Source organism: Corallococcus sp. M7 (assembly GCF_054512695.1).
Genome location: NZ_CM137252.1, coordinates 5,459,390 through 5,484,144 on the forward strand (window position 1 = coordinate 5,459,390; position 24,755 = coordinate 5,484,144).

Annotated in this window: 21 protein-coding genes; 10 read left to right on the plus strand and 11 right to left on the minus strand. The window is 71.4% G+C overall.

The window, feature by feature from the left end; genetic code table 11:
• The first annotated feature begins 66 nt into the window (after positions 1-66).
• From ACX114_RS21670 to ACX114_RS21680, 3 genes are all read left to right on the plus strand, one after another.
• Positions 67-708, plus strand: a complete 642-nt coding sequence (locus tag ACX114_RS21670) for a sigma-70 family RNA polymerase sigma factor (protein ID WP_370645426.1) — start codon at positions 67-69, stop codon at positions 706-708.
• A 52-nt stretch (positions 709-760) separates the two neighbouring features.
• A complete protein-coding gene (locus tag ACX114_RS21675) occupies positions 761-1,612 on the plus strand; it encodes an anti-sigma factor family protein (protein ID WP_459287372.1) in 852 nt (283 codons plus the stop codon).
• 188 nt (positions 1,613-1,800) lie between these two features.
• Positions 1,801-3,582, plus strand: a complete 1,782-nt coding sequence (locus ACX114_RS21680; RefSeq protein WP_459287374.1) for a response regulator — start codon at positions 1,801-1,803, stop codon at positions 3,580-3,582.
• Positions 3,583-3,634: 52 nt separating this feature from the next.
• Here the strand turns inward: ACX114_RS21680 and ACX114_RS21685 are convergent, their stop codons facing one another.
• The 6 genes from ACX114_RS21685 to ACX114_RS21710 are packed head-to-tail and all read right to left on the minus strand — an operon-like array spanning position 3,635 to position 10,463.
• On the minus strand, positions 3,635-4,780 hold the full coding sequence (locus ACX114_RS21685; protein ID WP_459287376.1) for a hypothetical protein: 1,146 nt from the start codon (positions 4,778-4,780) through the stop codon (positions 3,635-3,637).
• Positions 4,777-5,547: a type III pantothenate kinase gene (locus tag ACX114_RS21690; RefSeq protein ID WP_459287378.1), complete on the minus strand. Its 771-nt coding sequence runs from the start codon at positions 5,545-5,547 to the stop codon at positions 4,777-4,779. The genes ACX114_RS21685 and ACX114_RS21690 overlap by 4 nt, the downstream gene beginning before the upstream one ends.
• Before the next feature lie 12 nt (positions 5,548-5,559).
• A complete protein-coding gene (locus ACX114_RS21695; protein WP_459287380.1) occupies positions 5,560-6,561 on the minus strand; it encodes a biotin--[acetyl-CoA-carboxylase] ligase in 1,002 nt (333 codons plus the stop codon).
• 3 nt (positions 6,562-6,564) lie between these two features.
• Positions 6,565-7,167, minus strand: coding sequence for a hypothetical protein (locus ACX114_RS21700; RefSeq protein WP_459287382.1), 603 nt, complete (start codon positions 7,165-7,167; stop codon positions 6,565-6,567).
• 3 nt (positions 7,168-7,170) lie between these two features.
• Positions 7,171-8,088, minus strand: coding sequence for a HEAT repeat domain-containing protein (locus tag ACX114_RS21705; RefSeq protein ID WP_459287384.1), 918 nt, complete (start codon positions 8,086-8,088; stop codon positions 7,171-7,173).
• 53 nt (positions 8,089-8,141) lie between these two features.
• The gene (locus tag ACX114_RS21710) at positions 8,142-10,463 is read right to left on the minus strand and encodes an HTH domain-containing protein (protein WP_459287386.1); all 2,322 of its coding nucleotides are present in this window, start codon (positions 10,461-10,463) and stop codon (positions 8,142-8,144) included.
• A 97-nt stretch (positions 10,464-10,560) separates the two neighbouring features.
• Here ACX114_RS21710 and ACX114_RS21715 point away from each other — a divergent pair, with 97 nt between their 5' ends.
• The gene (locus tag ACX114_RS21715; protein WP_459287388.1) at positions 10,561-12,756 is read left to right on the plus strand and encodes an outer membrane protein assembly factor BamB family protein; all 2,196 of its coding nucleotides are present in this window, start codon (positions 10,561-10,563) and stop codon (positions 12,754-12,756) included.
• A 4-nt stretch (positions 12,757-12,760) separates the two neighbouring features.
• Here ACX114_RS21715 and ACX114_RS21720 read toward each other — a convergent pair whose 3' ends face one another.
• On the minus strand, positions 12,761-13,690 hold the full coding sequence (locus ACX114_RS21720) for a hypothetical protein (RefSeq protein ID WP_459287390.1): 930 nt from the start codon (positions 13,688-13,690) through the stop codon (positions 12,761-12,763).
• 35 nt (positions 13,691-13,725) lie between these two features.
• Here ACX114_RS21720 and ACX114_RS21725 point away from each other — a divergent pair, with 35 nt between their 5' ends.
• Positions 13,726-14,778 carry an alpha/beta fold hydrolase gene (locus tag ACX114_RS21725; protein ID WP_459287392.1) on the plus strand — a complete coding sequence of 351 codons (1,053 nt, stop codon included), beginning with the start codon at positions 13,726-13,728 and terminating at the stop codon, positions 14,776-14,778.
• A 1-nt stretch (position 14,779) separates the two neighbouring features.
• Here the strand turns inward: ACX114_RS21725 and udk are convergent, their stop codons facing one another.
• The 3 genes from udk to ACX114_RS21740 all read right to left on the minus strand — a co-directional run bounded on the left by udk (position 14,780) and on the right by ACX114_RS21740 (position 17,620).
• Positions 14,780-15,418 (minus strand): uridine kinase, encoded by a 639-nt coding sequence (gene udk / locus ACX114_RS21730; protein ID WP_206794038.1) that lies wholly within the window; start codon positions 15,416-15,418, stop codon positions 14,780-14,782.
• Between the two features lie 68 nt (positions 15,419-15,486).
• Positions 15,487-17,133 carry an MbnB/TglH/ChrH family RiPP precursor modification enzyme gene (locus ACX114_RS21735; protein ID WP_459287394.1) on the minus strand — a complete coding sequence of 549 codons (1,647 nt, stop codon included), beginning with the start codon at positions 17,131-17,133 and terminating at the stop codon, positions 15,487-15,489.
• Positions 17,134-17,167: 34 nt separating this feature from the next.
• The gene (locus tag ACX114_RS21740; protein WP_459287396.1) at positions 17,168-17,620 is read right to left on the minus strand and encodes a winged helix-turn-helix transcriptional regulator; all 453 of its coding nucleotides are present in this window, start codon (positions 17,618-17,620) and stop codon (positions 17,168-17,170) included.
• A 112-nt stretch (positions 17,621-17,732) separates the two neighbouring features.
• Between ACX114_RS21740 and ACX114_RS21745 the strand changes: the two genes are divergently transcribed.
• The 3 genes from ACX114_RS21745 to ACX114_RS21755 all read left to right on the plus strand — a co-directional run bounded on the left by ACX114_RS21745 (position 17,733) and on the right by ACX114_RS21755 (position 20,770).
• Positions 17,733-18,518 (plus strand): SDR family NAD(P)-dependent oxidoreductase, encoded by a 786-nt coding sequence (locus ACX114_RS21745; protein ID WP_459287398.1) that lies wholly within the window; start codon positions 17,733-17,735, stop codon positions 18,516-18,518.
• A 37-nt stretch (positions 18,519-18,555) separates the two neighbouring features.
• Positions 18,556-19,305, plus strand: a complete 750-nt coding sequence (locus tag ACX114_RS21750) for an SDR family NAD(P)-dependent oxidoreductase (protein WP_459287400.1) — start codon at positions 18,556-18,558, stop codon at positions 19,303-19,305.
• Between the two features lie 136 nt (positions 19,306-19,441).
• Complete coding sequence (locus ACX114_RS21755) at positions 19,442-20,770, plus strand: ferritin-like domain-containing protein (protein WP_459287402.1); 1,329 nt, start codon at positions 19,442-19,444, stop codon at positions 20,768-20,770.
• A gap of 101 nt (positions 20,771-20,871) precedes the next feature.
• Here ACX114_RS21755 and ACX114_RS21760 read toward each other — a convergent pair whose 3' ends face one another.
• Entirely contained in the window at positions 20,872-21,294 is a 423-nt protein-coding gene (locus ACX114_RS21760; RefSeq protein WP_459287404.1) for a hypothetical protein, read from the minus strand.
• Between the two features lie 124 nt (positions 21,295-21,418).
• Between ACX114_RS21760 and ACX114_RS21765 the strand changes: the two genes are divergently transcribed.
• Together ACX114_RS21765 and ACX114_RS21770 are read left to right on the plus strand one after the other, a co-directional pair.
• Positions 21,419-22,222: a GNAT family N-acetyltransferase gene (locus ACX114_RS21765; RefSeq protein WP_459287406.1), complete on the plus strand. Its 804-nt coding sequence runs from the start codon at positions 21,419-21,421 to the stop codon at positions 22,220-22,222.
• A gap of 132 nt (positions 22,223-22,354) precedes the next feature.
• Positions 22,355-24,703, plus strand: coding sequence for a hypothetical protein (locus tag ACX114_RS21770; protein WP_459287408.1), 2,349 nt, complete (start codon positions 22,355-22,357; stop codon positions 24,701-24,703).
• Positions 24,704-24,755 lie beyond the last annotated feature (52 nt).

Sequence of the window (24,755 nt, forward strand, 5' to 3'; positions counted from 1 at the left end):
TAGATTGACCGTTAGGCAGGCGACGCATTCCCCAATCATTTCGGGCCCCTGGAAGGCGGGAGCATGATGCTGGACTTCAGGCAACCCAACCGGACGAAGCAGGAATTCGAAGAGCTGGCGCTGGCGCACCTGGACCCGCTGTATTCGGCGGCGCTCCGGTTGACCAAGAACGAGCGCGACGCCGAGGACCTGGTGCAGGACACCTGCATGCGGGCCTACCGCTTCTTCGACAAGTTCGAGCGCGGGACCAACATCAAGGCCTGGCTCTTCAAGATCCTCACGAACACCTTCATCAACCGCTATCGCCGCAAGGTGAAGGAGCGCACGGTGGTGGAGGGCGTGGAGCGCGAGGCGGTGCATGAGCGCTTCGTGAGCCGGGACGCGACGGACTTCGCGGCCAACCCGGAGCAGTACTTCTTCGACCGGCTGCTGTCGGACGACGTGCTGCGCGCCATCGACTCGCTGCCCATCGACTTCCGGCTGGTGGTCATCCTCGCGGACCTCCAGGAGTTCTCCTACAAGGAGATCGCGGAGATCCTGGAGTGCCCCGTGGGCACCGTGATGAGCCGCCTCTTCCGTGGCCGCAAGCTGCTGCAGAAGACGCTGCGCGAGTACGCCGAGGGTCAGGGCGTCTTCCGGCACGACGGGGAGCCGGTGCAGGTTCCGGCGGACCTGGAAGAGTACCGCCGCCGGAAGAAGGCAGGCTAGAAAGAGGTTGGAGGGGCGTCGCAGTTCCCTCCGCCCACCTCATCGAGCGCCCATGACCTGCCAGGAACTCGAGCGGTTGCTGTACCCGTACCTCGACGGCGAATTCCAGCCCGAGGAACGCCATGACGTGGAGTCGCATCTCGAAGGCTGCGAGGCGTGTGTCGCGCGCGTGGACGAGGAGATGCAGCTTCGTCAGACGCTTCGCCGCGCGGCGAAGCACTCCATCTCCGCCCAGGGTACGCGCGCGCCGGCGTCGCTGCGCGCGGGCATCCAGTCCGGCCTGCACCGCGAGCACCGCCGCGCGCAGGTGAGCCAGTGGCTGCGCGCCGGGGCCATGGCCCTGGTGGTGGTGACGGTGAGCGGCGGCTGGATGATGTATCAGTCCGGCAAGGCGCAGAAGGCCACCATCCTGGAGGCCGTGCAGCGCCACACGCGCCAGCGGCCCCTGGAGTTCGTCGCGGGCACGCCGGAGCAGATCGAAGCGTGGTTCAACGACAAGGTGGAGCACCGCATCACCCTGCCCCGCCTGCAGCAGGCGCGGCCCGTGGGCGCGCGCTTCTCCACGCTCAACGGCCAGGAGGTCGTCTACGTCAGCTACGAGACGCAGCCCCGCCTCACCAACGAGCCCAAGCGCAACATCGGCGTGTTCGTCTATCCGGCGACGGGGCAGCGGGTGATCAAGGACGAGGGCCCCACGGTGGAGAACGTCGCCGTGGACTCGAGCCAGGCGTACAACGTGGTGACGTGGCGTGATCAGGACGTCACCTACGAGCTGGTGACGGACCTGGATGACGCCGCCATCCTGCAGATGCTGCGGGATCAGGAGCACCGCTCCAACGGGCTCGTGCGCCCCGCGCAGATGAAGCCCGCGGTGAGCGTGCAGCCGGTCTCGCTACAGCCCTGAAGCCCTCGCGAAGCGGGGGCTCGGGTGGTCGCCTGCTCAACTGAATACCGGGCGTTGCGCCCGGTGTGAAGATTGACGGTCCCACACATGGCCGATAGCCTCGACGGCGTCTTCACTCTCGCGCGCCGCCGCTGCTGTCTCACGCGGTGAAACACCGCGCGCCGCACCCCCAGGATGGCCGTCCCTTCATGTCCAAGCGAATCCTGATCGTCGAAAGCGACGCCACCCTCGCCACCACCCTGCAGCAGGCCCTGGAGTCGCGAGGCTTCTCCGCGCAGACGACGGGCGACGGCAAGGGCAGCGTGGAGCTGATCCGCCGTGAGCGGCCGGACCTCGTGGTGCTGGCGGTGGACCTGTCCGCGGGACAGAACGGCTACCTCATCTGCGGCAAGCTGAAGAAGGACGACGAGCTGAAGACGGTGCCCATCGTCATCATCGGCAGCCCGGACGGCTTCGCGGCGCACAGCAAGCTGAAGGCGCGCGCGGACGAGTACGTGGCGAAGCCGGTGGACACCGACGCCCTCATCGAGCGCGTGGGCGGCGTCATCGGCTTCCCGGAGCCGCCTGTCAGCAACGAGGTGGTGGAGGACGAGAGCCTCACGCTGGACTCGCTGGGCGAGGAGCCCGCGACGGACTTCGGCTCGGAGGAGATCGCCGTCGACACGGGCGAGGACGCCCCGGTGGCCGGGGAAGACCTGGACATGCTCGACGACGCCTTCAGCGACATGTCCGAGCCCGTGACAGGCACGCCCGAGGAGCCCGTCGTCGCGCCGCCGGAGGAGATGGAGTCCCCGTCCGACCTGGAGGAGATCTCCGCGCTCGACTCGCTGGGCCCTGACAGCAACGACGACTCGCTGGACATGCTGGGCGGCCTGGACGAGCCGGAGGAGAAGACCGTCGTCGGCTTCATGCCGCCGGTGGATCCGGAGCCCGTCGCCGCCCCCACCCCGCCGCCCGCGCGCGCCGCCGCCACGCCGCTGCGCGCGGTGCCGCCGCCCGCCGCCACGGCGCGCCCCGCCGCCGTCGCCGCTCCGGTGACGCCGGCCGCCGCCCCGGGCCCGTCCGCCGCGGACCTGGCGGAGCTGCGCAACCTGCGCGCGAAGGTCGCGGAGCTGCAGAGCGCGCTCGAGGACGCGCGCGCCGAGACGACGCAGGTCGAGGAGCGCGTGCAGTCGCTGGAGTCCGAGCTCCAGGCGAAGGCCACGGAGCTGGAGGCGTCCCGCTCCACCGCCGGCAAGAGCGACAAGGACACCTTCGCGCTGCGTGACACCGTCAACAAGCGCGACAAGGAGATCCTGCGGCTCAAGTCGGAGCTGAACCAGAAGGACCAGGAGATCATCGAGCTGAAGGATCAGCACCTGGAGCTGGAGCAGAAGGCCTCCACCTCCGAGGACGAGCTGAACCGCCGCGACGCGCAGATCAAGACGCTCACCTCGCGCACCGAGCAGCTCACCACGGAGCGCAAGCGCGTGGATCAGCAGCTGGCCGCCGCGAAGGAGGAGGCGCGCGGCGCCACCGCGAAGCTGGGCACGCTCCAGGAGGAGCTGGATCAGCACCAGGCCCAGGCCCAGGCCCTCCAGGCCGAGGCGGACAGCCTGCGCGCCCAGGTGGCCCAGCAGGACGCGGACCTCCAGGCGGCGCGCGAGGAGGCCGAAGGGCTGCGCTCTCAGGTGGAGGCGGCGCAGGGCGAGCTGGAGGGCCTGCGCGGCCAGCTGGAGCAGGCCCAGGCGGACCTGTCCAACCAGAGCGCCCAGGCGGCCTCGGAAGCGGACGGCCTGCGCGCGCGCATCACCGAGCTGGAGCAGGCGGCGGTGCGCAACGACGAGCGCGTCACCAAGCTCTACGCGCGCATCAAGGGCGACGAGAAGCTGCGCGAGAAGACGAAGAAGGCGCTGGCCATCGCGCAGCAGCTCTTGGACGAGCCGGGCACCGCCGTGGACGCCGACGCCGACGAGGAAGCCGCGGCCTGAAGCACCGGGGGGAAGGCTCGGTTGAACCGCCCTCCCCCACCCCACTGCCCGGCTACTTGCCGCCGGGCAGTTGCTTCGGAGCCGTCTTCTTCTCGTGCAGCTTCTTGGCGAAGGACTGCACGGCGGCGGGCACGTTCTTGTCGCGGGAGAGGTCCTTCAGCTCCGCGTCGCGCAGCGTGTTGAGGAACTTCATGGTGACGGTGAGCGGCACCTTGGGGTTCTTCACCAGCGCGAGCTTCACCTTCTGCATCTTCGTCCACTCGCGGTTGTTGTAGATGACGCGCAGCACGTCCTCGTTGATGGCGCGGTTCGCGGCGCACGCGAGCACCTCGCCGTCCGTGATGCGGGGGCTGCGGATGACGGCCACGCAGACGAGCTTGTTGGTGTCGCGGATGAGCGCGGAGCGGGCCTCCTTGTTGCCCAGCGTGCCCAGCTTGATCTTCTCCGCGATGGACATCTTCATGATGCGCTGCGCGAGCGTCAGGCGCTTGCCCTCCTCCATGGGAGCGGCGTCCTCGGACTGTGCCTCCGTGCCCAGCTCCTGGAGCACCTCCTCCGCGGTGGGGCCGGGGTCCGGCGGCGCGGCGGCGGCTTGCGGGCCGTAGATGCGCACGCGCGCGGCCTGCATCGCGGGCACGTCCGCCAGGACCAGACCGCTGCGGACCGCGAAGTCGCAGACGCTGTCCACCAGCGAAACCGGGACGCCGGGGTTGGCGCACAGGCCGCGGAGGATGTCCTCGTTGCGCAGCAGGCGCAGCTGGTTCTGGGAGATGATCTCCGCCACCTTCGGGCTGCACGAGGACGCCACGCTGGCCACGGCGTCGTCCGGCGTCTCCGAGTTGAGGACGAGCATCTCCGCGTAGGCTTCCTTGTCCTTGAGCAGGCCCAGGAAGTAGCCCAGCACGGGCGGCTGCACGCCCTCGTCGCGCAGCGCGGAGCCGAGGATGCGGTCCGGCAGCCCCGAGGACGTCTTGGCGGCCGTCTCGCGCACGCCCGCGTCCGGGTCGAACGTGAGCATGTAGAGGGCGCCCAGCATGTCCGCCGGGTTGAGCGGCACCAGGGACTTGGCCGCCATCATCCGCAGGGGCACGGGGGCGTTGGGGTCCACGTGCTTGCGCAGGTTGGGCGGCAGGAACTCGGAGTTGAAGGGGCAGCCCGGGGGCGGGGCCGGAATGCTGGGGTCAGCGGCGGTGCTCATGTCGCGTGATTCCTTCCGTAGATGATGCGCAGCCCCTCCAGGGTGAGGAACTCATCCACCTCCTGGATGGCCTTCGATTCACTGGCCACCAGCGGGGCCAGGCCCCCGGTGGCCACCACTTTCGCGGCGAAGCCCATCTCCGCCTCCATCCGCGCGCACATGCCGTCCACCATGCTCACGTAGCCGTGGACCAGGCCGGACTGCATGGAGTGCACGGTGTTGCGGCCCACCACGTGCGGCGGCCGGGCGAACTCGACGCGGGGGAGCTTGGAGGCGTTCTGGAACAGGGCCTCCATGGAGATGTTGATGCCGGGGCAGATGGCGCCGCCCAGGTACTCGCCCTTGGGCGTCACCGCGTCCAGCGTCGTCGCGGTGCCGAAGTCCACGACGATGAGGCCGCGGTGGTGCTTCTCGTAGGCGGCGACGGCGTTGACGATGCGGTCCGCGCCCACCTCACGTGGGTTGTCGTAGAGGATGGGCATGCCCGTCTTCACGCCCGGGCCCACGAACATGGGGCGCGTCTTGAAGTAGCGCTCGCTCATCTTCTCCAGGATGAACTGGAGCGGCGGCACCACGCTGGACACCGCCACGGCCTTCACCTGGTTCGCGTCGATGCCGCTCCACGCGAAGAGCTGGCGCACGAGGATGCCGTACTCGTCCGCGCTCCTTCGCGCGCTCGTCTCCAGGCGCCAGTGGTCCAGGAGCCGCCGGCCCTCGTACACGCCCAGGACGGTGTTGGTGTTGCCGACGTCGATGGCCAGGAGCATCAGGGGCGCACTCTAGCGCTGGGGACGCAACTGCTCCACGTCCCCCGCCAGCACGCGCTCCACCCGTCCGTCCGCCGTGCGCACCATCAGCGCGCCCGTGGGGTCGATGTCCTCCGCGAACCCCTCCCAGTCCCCCCGGTCCGTCCGCACCCGGACCTGGACTCCCAGGGTGCTGGAGAGCGCCTTCCAGCGGGTGCGCACCGCGTCGAAGCCGGTGGCCAGGTACGTGTCCAGCCAGGTCTCCAGCCGGTTCCACAGGGCCGCGGCGAAGGGCGCGCGGGCCACGGGCCGCCCCAGCGCCAGGGCGAGCGACGTGGCCGTGGCGCGCAGCTCGTCGGGGAAGTGCTCCTCGCCCGAGTTGAGGTTCACCCCCACGCCCACGATGACGAAGTGCACGCGCTCGGGTTCGGCGGACAGCTCCGTGAGGATGCCGGCCACCTTCCGGCCGCCAATCTGCACGTCGTTGGGCCACTTGATGGCGGCGTCCGCGCCCGCGTCGCGCAGCGTCTCCGCCAGGGCCACGGCGGCCACCAGCGTGAGCTCCGGCGCGCGCTGCGGGGGCAATTCCGGGCGCAGGATGGCGGAGAAGTACAGGTTGAGGTTCGGCGGCGACACCCAGGCGCGCCCCCGGCGTCCCTTGCCGGCGGTCTGCTGCTCTGCCACCACCACCGTGCCGTGCACAGCGCCGTCCTGGGCCAGCCGGAAGGCCGCCGCGTTGGTGGAGCCGATGGTGTCGTGGTGGTGCAGCACGCGGCCCACCGCGCGCGTGGCGAGCAGCGGGTGGACCTCCAGCGAGGAGAGCCGGTCCGGCCGGCCCACCAGCCGGTAGCCCTTCGCGGGCACCGCTTCGATGCGGTAGCCCTTCAGCCGCAGGGCCTCCACGTGCTTCCACACCGCCGTGCGCGACAGGCCCAGCCGGTTGGACAGCGCCTCCCCGGAGATGAAGCCCTCCCCGCCTTCCGCGAGGAAGTTCAGGATGCGCGCGTCCTGCGTGAGCTCATTCGTCGTTTCCACGCTTCAGTGGGGAGCTGGCGCGGCGGCATCCGCCTTGTAGGAGATGAGCTCCAGCTCCGTCTGCGGCACGCGCTTGCCCTCGTGCTCCGTGGCCACGTCCACGCGGACCAGGCCCACGCCCGCGGCGAAGGTCATCGTGTTGACGAGCGTCGTCTGCGCGTCGACCTTGTTGCGGCCCTCCACGCTCACGCAGTTGGGGAACGAACCCGCGGGCACCTTGCAGGCGAAGCCCACCTGCACCAGCTGGTAGCGCTCCGTGGAGGACACGGACACGACGTTGTTCCAGCCGCGCCCGGCCTCCAGCGGGCCGCGCAGCAGGTAGCGCTTGGGGTCGCGCAGGCCGAAGGCGTCCACGGTGAGCTGGCCGCCCTGGTTGTCCACGAAGTAGCCGTCCTGCTCCTTGACGATCTCCACCGTGACGGGTTTGTCGTCGCGGCCGTCAATCCGGTACGTCCACGCGTTGCCCACGGCCAGCGGGTAGTACTGGGCGATGGACTCGGGCGAGGGGCGCGTGTCCGACTCGACGCGCTTCGCGCAGCCGGAACCGACGAGCGTGGAGGCCAGGAGGGCCAGGCCCCCCACCATGGACAGCGATTGCTTCATCATGCGCTAGGGGTCCGCGTGGCCCTGGCCACGCGCCTCCGCGGTTGCGTGGTTGCGTGATGCGTAGAGCGTGTCCAGCGCCTGCTGCGCGGCGGCCTGGACCGACGGCGTGTCGTGGCCCTGGGCCACCGTGTACAGGTACGCCTCCGCCTCCGGGCCGCCAATCTCGCCCACCGCGAAGACGATCTCCTGCAGGAAGCCCGAGTCGCGCCCGCGCGCCAGGTCGATGAGCGCAGGCACCGCGCTCTTCGCCTTCATCTCCGCCAGCGCGCCGATGGTGCGGCGCACCTGCTCCGCGTCGCCGGTCTCCTTGAGGCGCTCAATCAGGAGCGGCGCGGCGGCCGGGTGCTTGCGCTCGGCCAGCGTGCGCAGGGCGAACTCACGGATGCGTGAGTCGTTGGCCTGGAGGTCCGCCACCAGCGCCTCGTCCGAGCGGTCCAGCGCGGCGAGCTGCAGCACCGCGGCCTCCGTCACCTGCCGCAGCACGCTCTCCAGCGCGCTGCGCATGGCGGCCCGCCGCCCTTCCGCCGAGTCCACCTCCACCGCCGCCTCGCCCAGGCCCACGACCTCGTAGCGCTGGGGCGTGTTGCCGCCAAAGCGCTCCAGGGACAGGTTGGCGCCCACCTCCGCGAAGCTGTGCGGATTGCCGTCCTTCAGCACCTCGCGGGTGAAGGGCACGTCCAGCGACAGCCGCCAGGGGCGGGCCTTCTTGGGGGACTCGTCGGCCACCAGCTCGAAGCGGCCGGAGGACTCCAGCGCGTCATCGAACAGGTCCCGCACGCCTTCCGGGCCGAAGCCCAGGAGGGCGTTGTCCCGCAGGGTGGTCCCGGAGAGCTCCACCGGCGCCACCGGATAGCGCGGGGCCTGCGAGCGGCAGGCCCCGAAGATCAGCACGCAGGAGGTTAGCAGCAGGGCCGGCTTCATGGCCTCCACAGGCTAACACTCCCGCGTCCACCGCACCTGATTCCGTGCGGGGATCAGCCTTCCTTGTTGCCCTCGGACGAACCGTCCGTCCCAGGCGACACCGGCGCTTCGTGCACCTCGCGGGCCTCGCGGACCTCCACGGGCGGCGAGGACGCCTCGGCGGGGGCCTCTTCCGGAGGCAGCGCCTGCGCGGCGACCGGGGTCACCGCGTCGGACGCGGCCTGAGCGGCTTCGGCCCGGGCCCGCGCGGACTCGTCGGACTCCGGCGAAGCCTGCACCGCTTCGCCCGCCTGCCAGGCGTTGCCCGCGGAGGGCGACGTGGCGTCGGCCTCCCCGTTCGCGGGGCGAGCCTCCGTCGTCACGGGCAGGGCCTCACCCGCGAGCGCGACCGTCTCGCCGGTGACGCTGCCACCCGGAGACGGCGCGGCGATGCCACCGGACGCGCTCCCCGTGGCGGCGTCGGCCGCGGAGGAAACGTTGCCCTCACCGGCGGCGACCGCGGCCACCGTGGTGGCACCGGCCTCACCCGCGCTGGCACCGGCCTCACCCGCGCTGGCACCGGCCTCACCCGCGCTGGCGGCGGCCTCACCGGCGGGAGCGCCGGCTTCACCCGCGGGCGCGCCCTCCGCTCCGCGCGAGCCACGGCCACGACGGCCCCGGCGACGGCGGCGGCGGCGCTTGCGCTCGGAGGCGTTGCCCTCGGCGGCACCGGCCTCGGCGCCCTCCTTGGCTCCACCCACGAAGGCGCTGGCGGCCTCCAGGTCCTCGTCCTCACCCTCGTCGTCGCCCTCCTCGGACTCGTCCTCTTCCGAAGCGGGCGTGAACCCGGCGGCGGCCGGCGGCGCGGGGGCCACCGGCGAGGCCTTGGCCTCGGAGCCTTCGACAGCACCGGACTTGTCGGCGTCGCGGGCCTCGGCCCGTTCACGCTGCCGGTCGCGGCGGCGCTCGGAGCGCTCCTGACGGTCGCTCCGCTCGGGACGCTCCGCGCGCTCCGGCTTCTCGGTGGTGGCGGCGACCTCGACCTCGCCGCCGCCCTCCTCGCGGGCCTGCTTCTCGCTCTTGCGCTCCTCGCGGCGGCGCTGGGCCTCCTCGGCGTCCAGCTTCGCGGCCTCGAAGAAGCGCTCGTCGATGTCGTACAGCTCCACCTGGGTGACGGTGACGGCGGTCTTCGCCTCCAGGAACTTCTCGCCCAGGGCGTCACCGCACCACAGCATCACCAGCGAGCCATTGGCCTGCGCCTCCGAGCGCGCGTCGCCGCGCACCTCGCCCGCGCTCACCAGCAGGCCCACCTGGGCCGAGTAGTGGCCCAGGTCGCGCCGCAGCTCCTGCACCGTCTTGCGGTCGATGCCCGGCGTGCCCTTGAGCATGCGGACCGCGTAGCGCAGCTCCACGCTGCCCTCGCGCTTGCGCGCGGTGAGCAGGGGGCCTTCCTTGGAGCGCTTGGCGACCTTCAGCTCGCGGAAGCCCAGCCCGTGCATCATCTTCACCACGGACTTCTCGAAGGTGCCCACGTCCGCGTCGCCCAGGCGCTTGCGCAGCCCGCGCGCCACCGCCCGGCGCGCGTCCTTGAGGGCCGTGCGCGCGGTGGTGATGAGGGCCTCGTCCACCAGGGGCTCGCCAGCGGCGGCGGGCTTGCCCAGCACCGGGCGGCCCCCCTCCAGCGGGATGCCCAGGGCCTGCGCGAAGGCGGCCTGGAGCTCCAGGGGCGGCGCCTCGCTCGGCGCGCCCGCGCGCTCCAGGGACACCTCGCCGGTCTCCTGGTTGAAGGCGTACTGGGGCCGGCGGCCCGCGTCGATGCGGCGCTGGTTGTCCTCCAGCAGGGCGGTGAGCACCGCCTCCACCGTGGTCTCCTCGGCGCACAGCTCCTTGCCCTTGGCGCGCTCGATGAGCTGATCCGTGCGCAGCGCGGCGTCCGCCTCGCTGAGGATCTCGAACACCACCTCCGGCAGCGGCGGGAAGCGCTTGCGGCGGCCACCCCGCTCCTCGTCGCCCTCGTCACGGCGGCGCTTGCGCTCCGTGCCACGGCCCGACGCGCGGACGTTGTCCGTGCGGGGCTCCGGGTGACGCTCCACGGGCCGCAGCGGAGGAAGCTCCTCCTCCGGATGCGGCTCCATCACGCCCGTCTGTGCAAGTGCCTCGACGTCCTCGGAGAGCGACCAGTCCGTCAGCGCGAAGGTATCCTTCGCCGTGACAATCACCTTGCGATCCCGCGTCCGTCGCGCCATGGCGGCCAGTCGCGACAGCATCGTCACTTCCGGCGTCTTACCAATGTGGGACAGCAGGCTCAGCTGGATGGACTTCTCCGTGATCTCAAGGAAATGCAGGGGGCGACCTTCGCTCTCCAGTACACGGAGCGCGGCCTCGTAAAATGTCATCGAGTATTCCCCAAGAATTCCGAACGGTTACAAAAATGTAGGTCCGTATGGGCGGCGGATGCTAGCCACCGCTAAACTGGCTTGTCAACGAACGTCAATGACCCGTCTTCGCATCGGACACCATTGGAAGCGCGAACCGTCAGCCTCCCCGCTCGATTCCATCGCGCTGGAGCTGGACGGCGTGAACCTGCTGTCCGGGGCGGTGGAGGAGCCCCTGGCGGAGGTGGTCCCCGCGCTGGTGGAGGCGGTGGCGGCCCTGCACGCGGGGAAGCGGCGGCTGGCGCAGGTGTCGCTGACGGAGGCGCACCTGGAGCTGGTGTTGCGGCGCGTCGGGCCGGACATCGAGCTGTCGGTGGCGAGCCTCGCCCGGCCCGCCCACCTGCTGCGCCCGCCCATCCGCGTGGACGCCGAGGAGCTGACGAAGGCCACCCGTCAGAGTGGCCAGAGATTCCTCCAGGACGTGACGAAGCTCGCGCCCAAGGCCCTGTCCGCCACGGCCGCCCGGAAGCTGGGCGAGGCGCTCCAGGGCCTGGGCAAGGCCGCCCCCCACGCGGAAGAGAAGCCCGTTCCCCCCACCCCGCTGCGGATTGAACCCGTCTCCGTGCCGGGGTTCGGCTTCGAGCTGAAGGACATCTCCCCCGCCTCGCGCGAGGCGCCGTCGAAGGGCACCTCCGGGGCGCTGGCGCCGCTCCTGGGCGCGGGCGAGGTGTGGCTGGCGCTGCCGGGACGGCCGCAGGCGTGGCGTGCGCCCGGGTCGCCGTTCCTCACGGTGCTGGAGCTGTCCCGCCAGGCGGTGGAGCTGGCGCGGGCGGTGGAGCTGGGCGAGGCCCGCTTCGAGTTCGAGCCCGCGGGCGTGCGCCCCCGCCTGACGCTGGACCTGCCCGGACAGCGGGCGAAGCTGGGGCCCACCGGCACGTGGTTCGAGCTGGAGCCCAAGGCGCTCCTGTCCGCCCTCTTCCAGCTGGGGGAGGCGCTGGGCCTGGCGTTCGCGGAGGCACACCGGGTCCAGGTCTCCAACCCGTACCTCGTGGAGCTGGCGGAGCGCTGCCGCGAGGGACTGTCGCACCTGCGAGGCGCGCACAAGCCTCCCGAGGCGGAAGGTGAAGCGCGCGAGCGCAAGAGCCCTCCGGCGCGCGGCGAGTCCCTTCCGCTGAAGGTGCCCGGGAAGCTGCGGCGCCTGCGCTTCGAGAAGCTCTGGGAGCAGCGCGGACTGGAGGAGCCGGAGGAGGCGCGGCTGCTGTTGGGCCGGCACGGGCCGGTGTACTGCGCGCCGGGGCTGGCGGGCGCGTTCTCGCGCAAGGACGGCGCGCTCTTGTGGCGGCGTGCCGCGTCGCTGGGCGTGGCGGCGTCCGCGGATGGCCACGCGGTGGCGGCGGACGACACGCGCGTGTACGGCTTCACAGGCCGGGGCTCGGGCGCGCGGTGGCTGCATGACCATGACGGCATCCCGCTGGGGCCGCTGCTGCTGCGTCAGGACGGGCTGCTGCTGACCCTGTCGGAGGACCGCACGGCGGTGGCCTTCGCGGAGGCCACGGGCCGCGAGGTGTGGCGCCTGGCCCCGCCGCGCACGCAGCGCGGGTGGATGGCCACGCAGGGACACCGGGCGCTCTTGTCCACGGACTCGGGCTACCTGTACGGCCTGGACCTGGAGGACGGTCAGGTGCGCTACCGGCTGCGCTCGCCCCTGCCCTTCCATGGGCCTCCGGTGGCGTGGGGCCGGCGCTTCCTGGCGCTGTTGGGGCGCGGCTCGCATCACGCGCTGCTGATGGCGGACGCGCACACCGGCGAGGCGCAGTGGACGTTCGAGCCGGACCTCATCCTGCCCTCCACGCCGCTGCCGGTGGGCCAGCGGGTGCTCCTGGCCGGGATGCGGGACCAGGATGGGTTCCTGGTGTGCCTGGACGCGCGCGGACAGAAGGTCTGGGAGCGCGCGCTGCACCTGGGGCCCGGGCCCTATGCGCTGGCGCCGCTGCCTCGCGCGGTGGTGGTGACGAGCGCGTCCGGAGCCGCCGCGCGCGTAGCGCTGAACGGGCAGGTGGACTGGCGGGTGGGGGCGGCGGGTGAGCCGCTGATCACCGCGCTGCCGGCGCGCACCGCCCGCGACGTGACGCTCATCGCGGGAGAGGTGGTGCGCGCGGTGGATCCTCGCGGCGGTCAGGTGCTCGCGGAGGTTCGCGCGGGGGTGGGGCTCGTCGCGCTCCAGGCCGACGTGCGCCTCAACCTGTACTTCCTGGACGACGCCGGCACGCTGTCCGCGTACCGGCTGGGGTCGCACTTCGCCGTCGTGAAGTAAGGCCCTACTCGCCCTTCTTCGCGGAGGCCTTGGCCGGGTCGATCTCCTCCTCCGGCCGCTCCTCCTGCGTGGCGCCTTCCCACGTCTCGTTGGCGCCCAGCTTCCACTCGGACGGCACGTCCAGCTTCCACGCGTAGGTGGCGTTGGCGTTGCCACCGGACGCCGCGTGCGACGCGACGTTGATGGTCATCTCCAGCTTCGCCACCTCCGCGGGCAGCAGGTCCAGGTCGTAGTGGCCCAGCACCATCTGCGGAGGGAACTCGGCGATGAGGCGCTCGGGGTAGTCGATCTTCATCGACGGGTCGGCGCCGCGCATCTCGCCCAGCAGCTTGCCCTTCGCGTCGGTGAGCTTCCACACCGTGTCGAACGAGGCGCTGGTGACCATCTTCTTCAGCTTGCCCTCGTCCTTCTCCACGCGCTGCGCGCCCCAGAGCACCAGTTGCAGGCGGATCTGCGGCTTGCCCATCACCATCACCACGTCGTTGGACACGATGTCCAGGCGCATGCCCTTGTCCGTGGCGGACATCACCGGGCGGTAGCGGCCGTCCTTCAGCGCGTCGAACTGCTTGCGCGCGTACTCGTAGAAGGCCTTGCGGTCCCCCGCGCGGGTGTCCTTCTTGTCGCCGCCCGACGCCTCGCGCTGCTCCAGCTCCGCCAGGTAGCTGTCGAACTTCTTGTTGCCGTGGAAGCGGTCCAGGTGCGCGTCGACGTCGTCGAAGTAGCCCTTGAAGAAGGACTTCAGCTCGTCCTTGTAGGAGGCCTCATCCGGGTTGGTACGCATCCAGCCCACGCGCTCCAGGTAGACGGCCTGGATGCGGCGGAAGTCCGCGTCCCGCTCCGCCTCGGTGGTCCGCGCGGAGGCGGTGCGGTGACTCGCCACCGCGGCGATGATCACCAGGGCGATGACAATGATGATTCCGAAGTAGCGCTTCAAGCGACAGGCTCCTGTGCGTTCGGGCAGGCAATGATATGAGCCGCATCATCGTGCCCCAGGCCGAGGGAATCCAACTGTTCACCGTGCCCCTTCCGCTGGAGGAAGGGGACCTGCTGGGAAGCCCCCAGATTGCCTGGCAGGCCTATGGAAAACCGTCGGATGGCAAAGCGGTGGTGGTGCTGCACGACCTGTCCCATTCCCACCAAGCGTTGAGCACGGAAGTGAACGGTGCTTACCAACCCTCGGGCTGGGGGCGGGAGCTGATCGGTCCGGGCAAGGCGCTGGATCCGGACGTGACGCCAGTCATCGTGCCCAACCTGCTGGGCAGCCCGTTCGGCTCCACGTCCCCGCTGACGCCGGATCCGCACAGCGGCGCGCCGTGGGGCGCGGGGCTGCCGCCGCTCACCGTGCTGGACATGGCGCGCGGCGTGTCCGCGCTGCTCAAGGCCCTGGGGCTTACGCGCGTGAAGGCCCTGGTGGGCATTGGCCTGGGCGGGCTGGTGGCGCTGCGGCTCGCGGCGCTGTTCCCGGAGCTGGCGGACGGCGTGGTGGTGCTGGGCGCGGCGAGGGCGCTGCCGGAGGGGCTGCGCGAGAAGCTGGGCCTCACGTCGCAGGTGCTGCGCATGGCGCCCGACAACGAGGACACCCCGCCCCTGCGCGAGCGCGCCCCGAACCGGACGCTGACGCGGCTTCGCATGGACTACCTCAAGCTGCTCTACGGACGCGACCACCTGGGCACCGCGTATCCGGACAGCGCGGCGGCGCAGGCGGCGCTGGAGGCGGAGGCCGCGTCGTTCGCGGACACGTTCGATCCGGTCGCGTGGTCGCTGCTCTGCTCCGCGTACGCGGGCTGCGACCTGACGGAGACGTTCCCGAAGATCCGCGCGCGGGTGCTGTTGCTCGCGGGCGCGACGGACGCGCTGGCTCCGGCGGGCCGCGTGCGGGACACCTACCACCAGCTCACGGCGGCGGGGGTGCAGGCGCGGTTCGTGGAGCTGCAGGGGCCGGGGGACCACGGCACCCTGCTGTCGGACGCGCACCGGCTCAAGGGGCCGGTGCAGGACTTCCTGCGCTGGCTGCGCGGCTAGCCTAGCGCTGCGACTGGTGCTGCGAGGCGAGCCGCGCCCGGAGCGCGCCCACCAGCATCCCGATGGCGATGTCGTTGTTGCCGCCGTGCGGGATGATGATGTCCGCGTGGTGCTTGGACGGCTCCACGAAGCCCATGTGCATGGGGCGCACGTGGCGCAGGTACTGGCCCACCACGTGGTCGAAGTCGCGGCCGCGGTCCTTGATGTCGCGGGTGAGGCGGCGAAGGATGCGCAGGTCGTCGTCCGCGTCGACGTAGATCTTCACGTCCATCTCGTCGCGCACCTCCTTCATGTGCAGCACGAGGATGCCCTCGATGAGGATGATGTCCCCGGGGTCCACGCGGTGCGTGTGCGGCTGGCGGCCGGACGTGACGAAGTCGTAGACGGGCTTCTGGATGGCGCGGCCCTGCTTGAGCGCGCGCAGGTGGCTGACCAGCAGCTCCGTGTCGAAGGCGTCGGGGTGGTCGAAGTTCACCTCCCGCCGCTCTTCGAGGGACATGTCCTTCAGGTCCCGGTAGTACGAATCCTGATCAATGAAGGCGACCCGGCAGTCGGCGAGAGCCTCACGCACCTTGCGGGCCACCGTGGTCTTGCCGGACGCGGTGCCGCCCGCGATGCCAACGACGAGGGGTGACGACATGCGGCGGGCACTACCCCACCAGACAGGTGGGCGCAAGGATCCGTTGACCGGCCGACATGTGCCCTTCCTTATGCGCGCCGCAAGAGCCCGCGCGCCTGCCCTTCCGCGAGCAGCCAGGCGGGCACGGCCTCCACCTGAAGCGGGCCATCCGCCAGCCCCTGGAGCCCCGCGGCCACCTCCGGAGGTAGCGTCAGGACCTCGAAGCCCGTCGCCTTCCGGCGGATGGCGAAGCGCCACGGGCCCGGCCCCGGGCGGGCGGCCACCTGCGCCAGGGCCTCCAGGCCGGAGACCTCCAGGGCCCCGCAGGCCCACGCACGGCCGGTGAGGTGCCGCCGTAACGCCCGTGTGGCGAACACCAGCTCCGTCAGGTCGGCGGGAAAGGAGCCCAGGCGGACGTCCTCGGCCAGCGCCACCTGGCCCGGGGCCGGAGCCGGAGGTGTCTGGAGGAAGGCGTGCGGCAGCATCATCTCCAGGGACAGCGCGGCGGCCACCCCGTCCGACGGCGCGGCCATCACGCGCTTGCGCGCCCAGGACGCGAACGCGTGGGACAGGGACTTGCCCAGCCCGTCGAAGAGGCCTCGGTACTCGCGCGAGCGGGTGAACGACTCCAATCCCTCCGGCGTCGCCGCGAGCAACAGGCGCGTGAGGGGCCAGTCCTTGTCCAGTTGCTCCGCCACCACCGCCAGCCGGAAGTCCCGGTCCGCGCGCGTGCCCTCGGGATCCTCGTCCTCCGTGGCCGGGGTGACGCCGTGGCCCGCTTCGAACAGCGTCCACGGACGGCTGTCACCGCTGAGCTTGGGCACGGCCTCGCGCGACGCGGGGATGTCGATGGGGGCGCGGGACTCCTTCGGGACGAGGGCGCGCAGCCGACGCAGCGACGCGAGCGCCACCTCCGGCGGATGGCCATCGCCCTCGAAGGTGACGGCGCGCAGACGCGAGCAGCGCGGGAGCACCTCCGTGAGCAGCTCGAACAACTCCTCGCGCACGGGCTGCGTGTGGTCATCCACGTAGAAGGTCCGCCCTCCCCTGCGCGTCACCACGCCGCCCGCGATGTGGATCTCCACGACCTGATCCAACGGGAAGCCCTCCAGCCCCGCGCGCAGGGGCAGGCCCGCGGAGAGCTGGTGGCTGAAGAGGTGGCCCAGGTCCAGGAGCAGCGGCAGGCCCGTGCGCGCGTGCAGCTTCGCCATGAAGTCCAGCGCGTGCAGTCCTCCGCGCGTGGCGAGCACGGCGGGGTTCTCAATCACCAGCGGGACGCTCAGGCCCGCCTGGATGTGGAGCGCGTGCGCCGCGCTGTCCCGCACGCCCGCGTCGTTGAACGGCGGCGTGACGTAGAGGTAGCCCGGGAAGGGCTGACCGCCCGCGTGCCACCAGCCCACGTCGTTGCCCACCCACGGGCTGCCCACCGCGCGCGCGTGCGCATCCAGCTCCGCGAGCGCCGACGCGGGCTCCAGCTCCGGCCCCCACAGATTGAGGTGCACCGGATGGAAGAGGACGGGCACGTCCGAACGGCGGCGCCACATCTCCGGGAAGAGCGTGGCCTGGGCCTTCGCCTCCTCCAGCGCGATGGGCGCGCTGTACTCCACGAAGTCGAAGAGACCGGGCGAGGCGTCGAGCAGCCGGTACGGATGCGGCACGTCCGAGGCGCTCAGGTTGCTGCTCAGCCCCAGCCCCATCCAGGGCAGTGACCACGAATCCGATGCAGGGCGCGTCATGGGCACACCCTAACCAGCCCGGCTCCGGGTGGCGCTAGCCTTGTGTGGCCGGCCGCTCCAGCCGCACGTCCTGGACCGTCAGCACCCGGCCGTCCGCGGCGCGCACCTCCAGCGGCTTCACCGGCTGCCCGTGCGCCCTGTCGAGCACCCGCGTCCGGGGCTCGCCCGCCTCGAAGCAGTGCTCCTGGCCCCACTGGCCCAGCGCGACCAGGATGGGAAAGAGGCTCCGCCCCTTCTCCGTCAGCACGTACTCCTGCCAGGCGCTGCCGTCCGACGCTGGCTGCGTCTCGAGGATGCCGTGGTCCACCAGGTGCTTCAGGCGCTGGGCCAGGATGTTCTTCGCCACGCCCAGGCTCTTCTGGAACTCGCCGAAGCGGCGCAGGCCGTATTGCGCGTCGCGCACGATGAGCAGCGACCACCAGTCCCCGATGACGTCCAGGGAGCGGGCCACCGGGCACACCGCCCCTTCCATGCTCGTCCGCTTCATCACCGCCTCCTGCCAGAGGGACATTCCACAAGTGGTTGCATAACGAAACCGGGCCTTTTATTCATCCGGCAATTGGTTTCATCATGAAACCACTCAAACCGGAGGCAGTCGGATGCGGCTCAAGGGAAAGACGGCGCTGATCACGGGCGGTAACAGCGGCATCGGGCTGGCGACGGCGCGGCTGTTCGTGGCGGAGGGGGCGCGGGTGGCCATCACCGGGCGCAACCGGGAGACGTTGGACGCGGCGGTGAAGGAGCTGGGCGCGAGCGTGCTGGCGGTGCAGGCGGACGCCACGGATCCGGCGGCCCTGGAGCGCGCGGTGGCGGCGACGGTGGAGCGCTTCGGCGGGCTGGACATCGTGTTCGCCAACGCGGGCATCTCGGGACAGACGTTCGTGGGCAAGACGACGCATGAGGCGTTCACGTCCGTGCTCCAGACCAACGTCACCGGCGTGTTCTTCACGGTGCAGGCCGCGGCGGCGCACCTGAAGCCCGGTGCGTCGGTCATCCTCACCAGCTCCGTGCACAGCGAGCTGGGCATGCCGGGGTACTCCGCGTACGCCGCGAGCAAGGGCGCGCTGAAGGCGATGGGCAGCGTGCTGGCGGCGGAGCTCGCGCCCAGGGGCATCCGCGTCAACGTCGTGTCCCCCGGCGCGACGAACACGCCCATCTGGGAGAAGAACGCCCCCACGCCGGAGGCCTTCGCGAAGATGGAGCGCGGCATGTCCGCCACCATCCCCATGGGGCGCATGGGCAAGCCGGAGGAGATCGCGCGGACGGTGCTCTTCCTCGCATCGGACGATGCGTCCTACGTGAGCGGGCAGGATCTGTTCGTTGACGGTGGCGTCAACGGCGCGGCGCTCGGTGCCCCCTTGTTCCGCGGGTCCGAGCGGGTCTGATACGGGCGACGGTCCCCTCTCCCCGGAGCTGCTCCCGATGACCTCTTCCCTCAAGCCCACCGCGGTCGTCGTAGGCGTCGGCGCTGAACAGGGCCTGGGCGCGGCCCTGTGCCGGAAGTTCGCGTCGGAAGGCCACCACGTGCTCGTCGCGGGGCGCACGCGGGAGAAGCTGGATCGCGTGGTCGCGGGGCTCACCGCCTCCGGTGGCAGTGGCGAGGCGGTGGTCGCGGACGCGACGCGGGAGGCGGACGTGGCTCGGCTGTTCGACCGGGCCCTGGCTCCGGGAGAGGGCTTCGCTCCCGTGGACCTGGTCGTGTTCAACGCCGGCAACAACCGGCAGGTCCCCTTCCGCGACCTGGACGCCGCGACGTTCGAGGACTTCTGGCGGGTGGGCTGCTTCGGCGGGTTCCTCGTCGGGCGCGAGGCGGCCCGGCGGCTGGTGCCCCTGGGCCGGGGCACCGTCATCTTCACCGGCGCATCCGCCAGCCTCCGAGGCCGTGCGGGCTTCGCGCACTTCGCCGCCGCGAAGGCGGGCCTGCGGATGATCTCCCAGGGCATGGCGCGCGAGTTCGGTCCGCAGGGCCTGCACGTGGCCCACGTGCTCATCGACGGTGGCATCGACGGTGAACGCCTGCACACGCTGGCCCCGGAGCGCGTGAAGGCGATGGGCGAGGACGGGCTGCTCCACATCGACGCCATCGCGGAGACGTACTGGCAACTGCACCGGCAGCACCGTTCCGCGTGGACACAGGAAGTGGACCTGCGGCCGTTCAAGGAGTCGTTCTAGGGCCTCGGTTTTCTGAAGATGCCTCAGGTTTCCGAGCACGCGGACCCGCTCGTGGGACGGTGATTCCAGAGGGAGCACGGCGATGGCATCGCTGTTGCTCTGCTCGCGGGGCCACCTCGTCCCACGGGAGTCGTCCATGAACACGAACCGGTTGCGGCATCTCTTCTCTCGCGCGCTGCGGACCTCGCTCGCGGCGCCGCTGGTGCTCGCGGGCTGCGGCACCGGCGGCACGGACCTGCGGGGCTACTCGGCCATCAAGTGCACGCCGCACGGTGAGCCCGCCATCGATGACCTGAGCATCCAACCCGCGGTGGACTCCGTCGCGCTGCGCATGCTCTCGGGTCCCGGCCGCGAGGGACCGGGGAGCTACGAGACCCGGGACTCCACCGGCGAGGCGTGCGCGACCGCCACCGACGTCCCCGCGTGTCAGACAGCCCTGGCCGAGGCGAACCCCGGCGACGGCTTCATCAGCTCCTGCATCCAGGTCTGCTCGAGGTACTTCCTGGCGACGACGCGAGGCGATGAGGTGAAGACCTGGGCATCGCTGCAAGAGCTCCAGAACCTGCTGGGCACGGTGGAGACCGCGCAGGACGCGGCGCTCCTCGCCTCCGCCGCGGGCTACCGGCTGAGCTGCGGCAACCTGGAGGAAGGCGCGGTGAAGCGGAACCCGGACGGAGGCTTCAACGTCGTGGCCACGAGGGGCTACGCATGCGGCGAGGGCTCGAGCCTGACGCAGTATGTGCTCAAGGTCTCCGCCAACGGCGAGGTCAGCGAAGTGGAGGATCACGTGCTGCGGAAGGGCTCCGGCGAATGCGCCGTGGGCCGCCGGCCCGTGGGGCTGGAGGGCACGGTCGCGGGTGATTGTGAGGACGCGCTGGGTCTCCACTTCGCCCAGACGGCGCACCTGGAGGCCGCGTCCATCCACGCGTTCCTGCGGCTGCGTGAGGAGCTGGCCCTGCACGGCGCGGAGGCCGCCCTCCAGGACGCGGCGCTCGCGAGCGCCGTGGATGAAGTCATGCACACGGAGATGACGGGGCGGCTCGCGCGCCGTTACGGGGCCACGCCACCGCCGCCCGCCGTCGCGGCCGTCCCCCTGCGCCCGTTGAACGAGGTGGCGCTCGACAACGCCGTGGAGGGATGCGTGCGTGAGACGTACGGCGCGCTGGTCGCCCATCACCAGGCGCTGCACGCGCGCGACGCGGAGGTGCGTGAATCCATGGCCCGTATCGCCGAGGACGAGACGCGGCACGCGGGCCTGTCGTGGGACATCGACCGGTGGGCGCGCTCGCGTCTGTCCGCCCACGAGCAGGCAGCGCTGCGCGAGGCCCAGAAGCGCGCCGTGGCCCTGCTGCGCGCGGAGGTCGCGGTGCCGCTCGATTCAGCGCTGGTGACGGAAGCGGGGCTGCCCACGCCGGAGGCCGCGCTGGCGCTGCTCGACACGCTGGAGCAGGAGCTCTGGGCCTGAGCAAGCTGAGGGCGCGGGGGGCGGGCCTCCGCGCGCCCGACGCGGCCCAACCTGTCCGACAGTCGGACAGGTTCGCGCGTTGCGCGGCTGACGGCTGAGGCTCAGGTCGTCGGCTTGTTCCGGGTCGCGGCCTCGCGCGCGGCCTGGAGCGTGTCGTCCACCGCGGACTCCACGGCGTCGCTGACCAGCTCCGGGGCGGAGGTGCGCCAGCGCTCCAGCGCCGCCTCGTGCATCCCCTCCGGATCCTGGAGCTTCGCGTCCGTCTCCGGCGCCACCTCCGCGATGCAGTCCGGGCACACGCCTTCGAGCGCGCGCGACCACACCTCCAGGTGCGTGGTGATCAGCACGCCCTCCATGGCCAGGGCCTCGCGCAGTCCCCTTCGACCCGCGCCGCGCATCTGCGCGCCGTGCACGCGGTCCAGCATCGTGCGCATCCAGGAGGCCACCGCCTCCGGCTTCGGACAGGTCTGCCTGCCACACACCCGGCACGTCGTCTGCCAGGACTGCCCTTCCATTGGAGTCATCGCGACCCACTCCTCGCACCCGGGTTGCGCCTCGCTTTAGCAGGGCAACGCCCCTCACGCACGTAGACGTGAGCCTCTGTGAATGCAGAGAATCCGACTTCCTGGACCCCTTTGGAGGCCCCTCATGTCGCGAGCCGAGATCGACGAATCGCATGCGCAGTTCCGTGGAGCCTGGAGGCTCATGACGCTGGGCCTGCCCCGCGGCGAGGTCGTGGAGCGCGCGGACGTGTTCATCACCGCGGGCCACGTCACGTGGTCGCTGATGAACATGTCGTTCCTCAACCGGCCGGCACGGACGGAAGCGGAGCTGCTGCGCGCGGTGGACTCGGCCGCGAGCTACTTCGCGCAGGGACCGCACGGGTGGGCGTTCACGCTGACGCCCGAGTGGCTGGCGCCGGAGCTGCGGGAGCAGGCGGACGCGCTGCTCGCCTCGCGGGGGCTCAAGCCGGGGATGACCACGACGGGCATGGTGGCGGACAAGCTGCTGGAGCCGGTGCGGCCCCTGCCGCCGCTCGACCTCCGGCCGGTGAACGACACCTGGGGCTACAACGCCGTCGCGGACGTGAACGCCGCCAGCTACGACACGCCGCAGGCGCTGGGACGTGAGGCCCTGGCCGCCCCCGGCATCTTCGGCCCGGAGAGCCGGGCCTTCGTCGGCTGCCACGACGGCGCGCCGTCGACGAGCACGGTGGCGCTGCGCGTGGACGGCATCGTCTACATCGCGCTCGTGGCGACGCTCGCGGAGCACCGCCGCAAGAGCGCCGCGGAGACGGTGCTGCGGCGCGCGCTGGAGGAGGCGAAGCACGCGTGGGGGCTGGAGCGCACGGTGCTGCACGCCACGGAGGCCGGCGCGCCCGTCTACCGCCGCATGGGCTACCGGGACGTGGCGCCGTTCGTCTCGTACTTCGCGCCGCCGAAGGGCGCATGAGTCCCCTTCAGGTGCTCCCGTGCTGGACGGGGGCACCTGGGACCGGAAACAATCCGCGTCCCCATGGAGTCCCCCACATCCCCCGAGCGCGCTGAGCCACGAGTCCCGGGTCCGCGCGCGGCATGGGCGGTCGTGGGTGGAGCGCTCGGGCTGACGTGCCTGTTCTTCTACCGGGCCGTCTTCAGCGCGCAGTCCTTCACCGGGCGGGACATGCTGCTCGTCTACGCGCCGCTGCGCCGCTACTGGGCAGGGCGCGTGGCGCAGGGAGACTTCCCGGGCTGGTATCCCTTCGACGGCCTGGGACAGTCCTTCCCGGGGATGATGTTGTCCGCCGCGTTCCATCCCTCGCAGTGGTTGGGATTGGTGCTGTCCACGGGCGCGGCGATGAAGCTCTCCGTGCTGCTGTGCTTTCCCTTCGCGCTCGTCGGCACGTACGCGTTGCTGCGTCTGTACTCGGTGCCCCGGGCCGGCGCGTTCTTCGCGGGGCTCGCGTTCGCGTTCAGCGGCTACCTGGTGAGCCTCACCAGCAGCCTCGCGTACCTCATGTCGGGCGCCACCCTGCCCTTCGCGCTCTGGGCGGCGGTCCGTTTCCTTCGTGACGCCACGCCCGCTCGCGCCGCCGTGGCCGCGCTTGGCATTGGCGGTGTGCTCCTGGCGGGCGACACCTGGGCCTATGCGCTCGTGAACGCGTATGTGCTGTTCCTCGCGCTGACGGAGACCGGGCCTCGCGCGGCGCTCGTGCGGCGCGGGCTAGGGCTCGTGGCCCTGGGCGCGGGGATGGCGGCGCCGCAACTGTTCGCGGGCGTGGCGGTGTTCGCGCAGGGCGCTCCGGGAGCGAGCTCCGTGGAGGACGCGCTGCGCTGGTCGATGGATCCGCTCCGCTTGCCAGAGCTCCTGCTGGGGCCATTCCTGGCGAACACCACCGTGGAGCGCGCCGCGCCGGAAGAGCTGGTCAAGGCGCTGCTGCGCACCGGCGGCTTCTCCTCACTGTGGGCGGAGTCGCTGTTCATCGGCGTGCCCGTGTTCGTGCTCGCGGTGGCGGCGCTGCGCTTCATTCCGTTCCGCCGCTGGGCGGCGTTCGGCGCGGCCTGGAGCGCGCTGCTCGTGCTGGCGCTGGGGTCCGCCCTTCCCTTCTACGCGCTGCTCTACCGCGTGCTGCCGCTGTGGCGGCCGTTCCGCTATCCGGAGAAGCTCGCCGTTCATCTGACCCTGGGGCTGGCGCTGCTCGCGGGGTTCGGATGGAAGGCCATCGTGGCCTCGCCGGAGCGCATGCGGTGGACCGCTCGCGCGGCCGGAGTCCTCGCCGGGCTGCTCGCCCTCGTGGCGATCGCCGAGAGCACGGCGGGCGCGTGGTCGCGGGCGTTCGTGCTCCCCCGCTGGCCCCAGGTCCCCGCGGAGACCTTCGCGACGCTCTCCCATGCGTTCAGCACCGCGGGCTTCATCGCGGCGGGGCTCGCGGTCGGATGCGCGCTCGTCCTGCCGGGCCTCGCGGAGTCCCGCGCGCGACAGGCCGTGCTGGTGGCGCTGCAACTGGGCGCGGCGTTCACCGCGAATGAGCCGATGTACATCCTCGGCCCCGAGGACATCCTCGACGTGCCGCCCCCCTTCGTCGAGACCGTGAGGACCTGGGCCGCCAAGACCGGGACATCCGTTCCCCGCGTGGCGTCGCGCATCGAGCGCTACCGCCTGCCACGCTTCGAAGGCTTCGAGTACCAGGACAGCGTCTCGCTCATGTCGCGCGCCATGCTGGCCCCAGACAGTCCCGCGCTGTGGGGCATTGGCAACGCGGAGGCCTATCTCCCCGCGGCGAGCCCCCGGGTGATGAGCCTGGAGGACGACACGCCCGGCCTCTTCACGGAGCTGTTGCCCGTCTTCGGCGTGCGCTTCAGCGCCTATACGCAGACGGACCACGAGGCCCTGAAACACAAGCCCGGCACCGTCGTGGCCCGGGACTCCGCCTTCGAGCTGCTGCTGGTGGAGCACACGGATGCACGGCCGCGCCTGTCCCTGGCGAAGCCACGATGCGTCCGGGACACGGCCGCGGCGCTCGGCCTCCTGCGCGATGCCTCCTTCCGCACGAGCGCGTGGGCCGCCGTGGAGTGCGGCGACCTGGCCCTCGCCTCCGCCAGCGATGCGCCACTCGAAGGCCAGGTCCGCGTCGAACAGGACACGCCCGAACACCTGCGCGTGCTCGTGGACGCCTCCGAGGACGCGGTCCTGCTGATCAACGACGCATGGCAGCCCGGCTGGTCGGCGTTCCTCGACGATGCCCCCACGCACCTGCTCCCCGCGAACGTCGCGGTGCGCGCCGTGCCCACCCCTCGCGGCTCCCATCGCGTCGAGCTGCGCTACCGGGCGCCGGGGGTGTTCGCGGGTGTGTGTGTCTTCGCCGTGACCTGCCTGGGACTCGCCGTGGCGGAGGTCTTGTGGCGGCGCCGCTTTCCCCGGAAGACCGGTGGACTCGCGGGAGTTGGGGGCTGACCCCGCGCGTCAACGGCACTCAAGGGTCCTCCACTCAACGTCGCGCGAATCC

What these genes read in the sequence shown, in the direction of transcription:
- ACX114_RS21670 (WP_370645426.1), top strand. Translation starts at nt 67, where the DNA reads ATGCTGGACTTCAGGCAACCCAACCGGACGAAGCAGGAATTCGAAGAG.
- ACX114_RS21675 (WP_459287372.1), top strand. Translation starts at nt 761, where the DNA reads ATGACCTGCCAGGAACTCGAGCGGTTGCTGTACCCGTACCTCGACGGC.
- ACX114_RS21680 (WP_459287374.1), top strand. Translation starts at nt 1,801, where the DNA reads ATGTCCAAGCGAATCCTGATCGTCGAAAGCGACGCCACCCTCGCCACC.
- ACX114_RS21685 (WP_459287376.1), bottom strand. Translation starts at nt 4,780, where the DNA reads ATGAGCACCGCCGCTGACCCCAGCATTCCGGCCCCGCCCCCGGGCTGC.
- ACX114_RS21690 (WP_459287378.1), bottom strand. Translation starts at nt 5,547, where the DNA reads ATGCTCCTGGCCATCGACGTCGGCAACACCAACACCGTCCTGGGCGTG.
- ACX114_RS21700 (WP_459287382.1), bottom strand. Translation starts at nt 7,167, where the DNA reads ATGATGAAGCAATCGCTGTCCATGGTGGGGGGCCTGGCCCTCCTGGCC.
- ACX114_RS21705 (WP_459287384.1), bottom strand. Translation starts at nt 8,088, where the DNA reads ATGAAGCCGGCCCTGCTGCTAACCTCCTGCGTGCTGATCTTCGGGGCC.
- ACX114_RS21710 (WP_459287386.1), bottom strand. Translation starts at nt 10,463, where the DNA reads ATGACATTTTACGAGGCCGCGCTCCGTGTACTGGAGAGCGAAGGTCGC.
- ACX114_RS21715 (WP_459287388.1), top strand. Translation starts at nt 10,561, where the DNA reads ATGACCCGTCTTCGCATCGGACACCATTGGAAGCGCGAACCGTCAGCC.
- ACX114_RS21725 (WP_459287392.1), top strand. Translation starts at nt 13,726, where the DNA reads ATGAGCCGCATCATCGTGCCCCAGGCCGAGGGAATCCAACTGTTCACC.
- udk (WP_206794038.1), bottom strand. Translation starts at nt 15,418, where the DNA reads ATGTCGTCACCCCTCGTCGTTGGCATCGCGGGCGGCACCGCGTCCGGC.
- ACX114_RS21735 (WP_459287394.1), bottom strand. Translation starts at nt 17,133, where the DNA reads ATGACGCGCCCTGCATCGGATTCGTGGTCACTGCCCTGGATGGGGCTG.
- ACX114_RS21740 (WP_459287396.1), bottom strand. Translation starts at nt 17,620, where the DNA reads ATGAAGCGGACGAGCATGGAAGGGGCGGTGTGCCCGGTGGCCCGCTCC.
- ACX114_RS21745 (WP_459287398.1), top strand. Translation starts at nt 17,733, where the DNA reads ATGCGGCTCAAGGGAAAGACGGCGCTGATCACGGGCGGTAACAGCGGC.
- ACX114_RS21750 (WP_459287400.1), top strand. Translation starts at nt 18,556, where the DNA reads ATGACCTCTTCCCTCAAGCCCACCGCGGTCGTCGTAGGCGTCGGCGCT.
- ACX114_RS21755 (WP_459287402.1), top strand. Translation starts at nt 19,442, where the DNA reads ATGAACACGAACCGGTTGCGGCATCTCTTCTCTCGCGCGCTGCGGACC.
- ACX114_RS21760 (WP_459287404.1), bottom strand. Translation starts at nt 21,294, where the DNA reads ATGACTCCAATGGAAGGGCAGTCCTGGCAGACGACGTGCCGGGTGTGT.
- ACX114_RS21765 (WP_459287406.1), top strand. Translation starts at nt 21,419, where the DNA reads ATGTCGCGAGCCGAGATCGACGAATCGCATGCGCAGTTCCGTGGAGCC.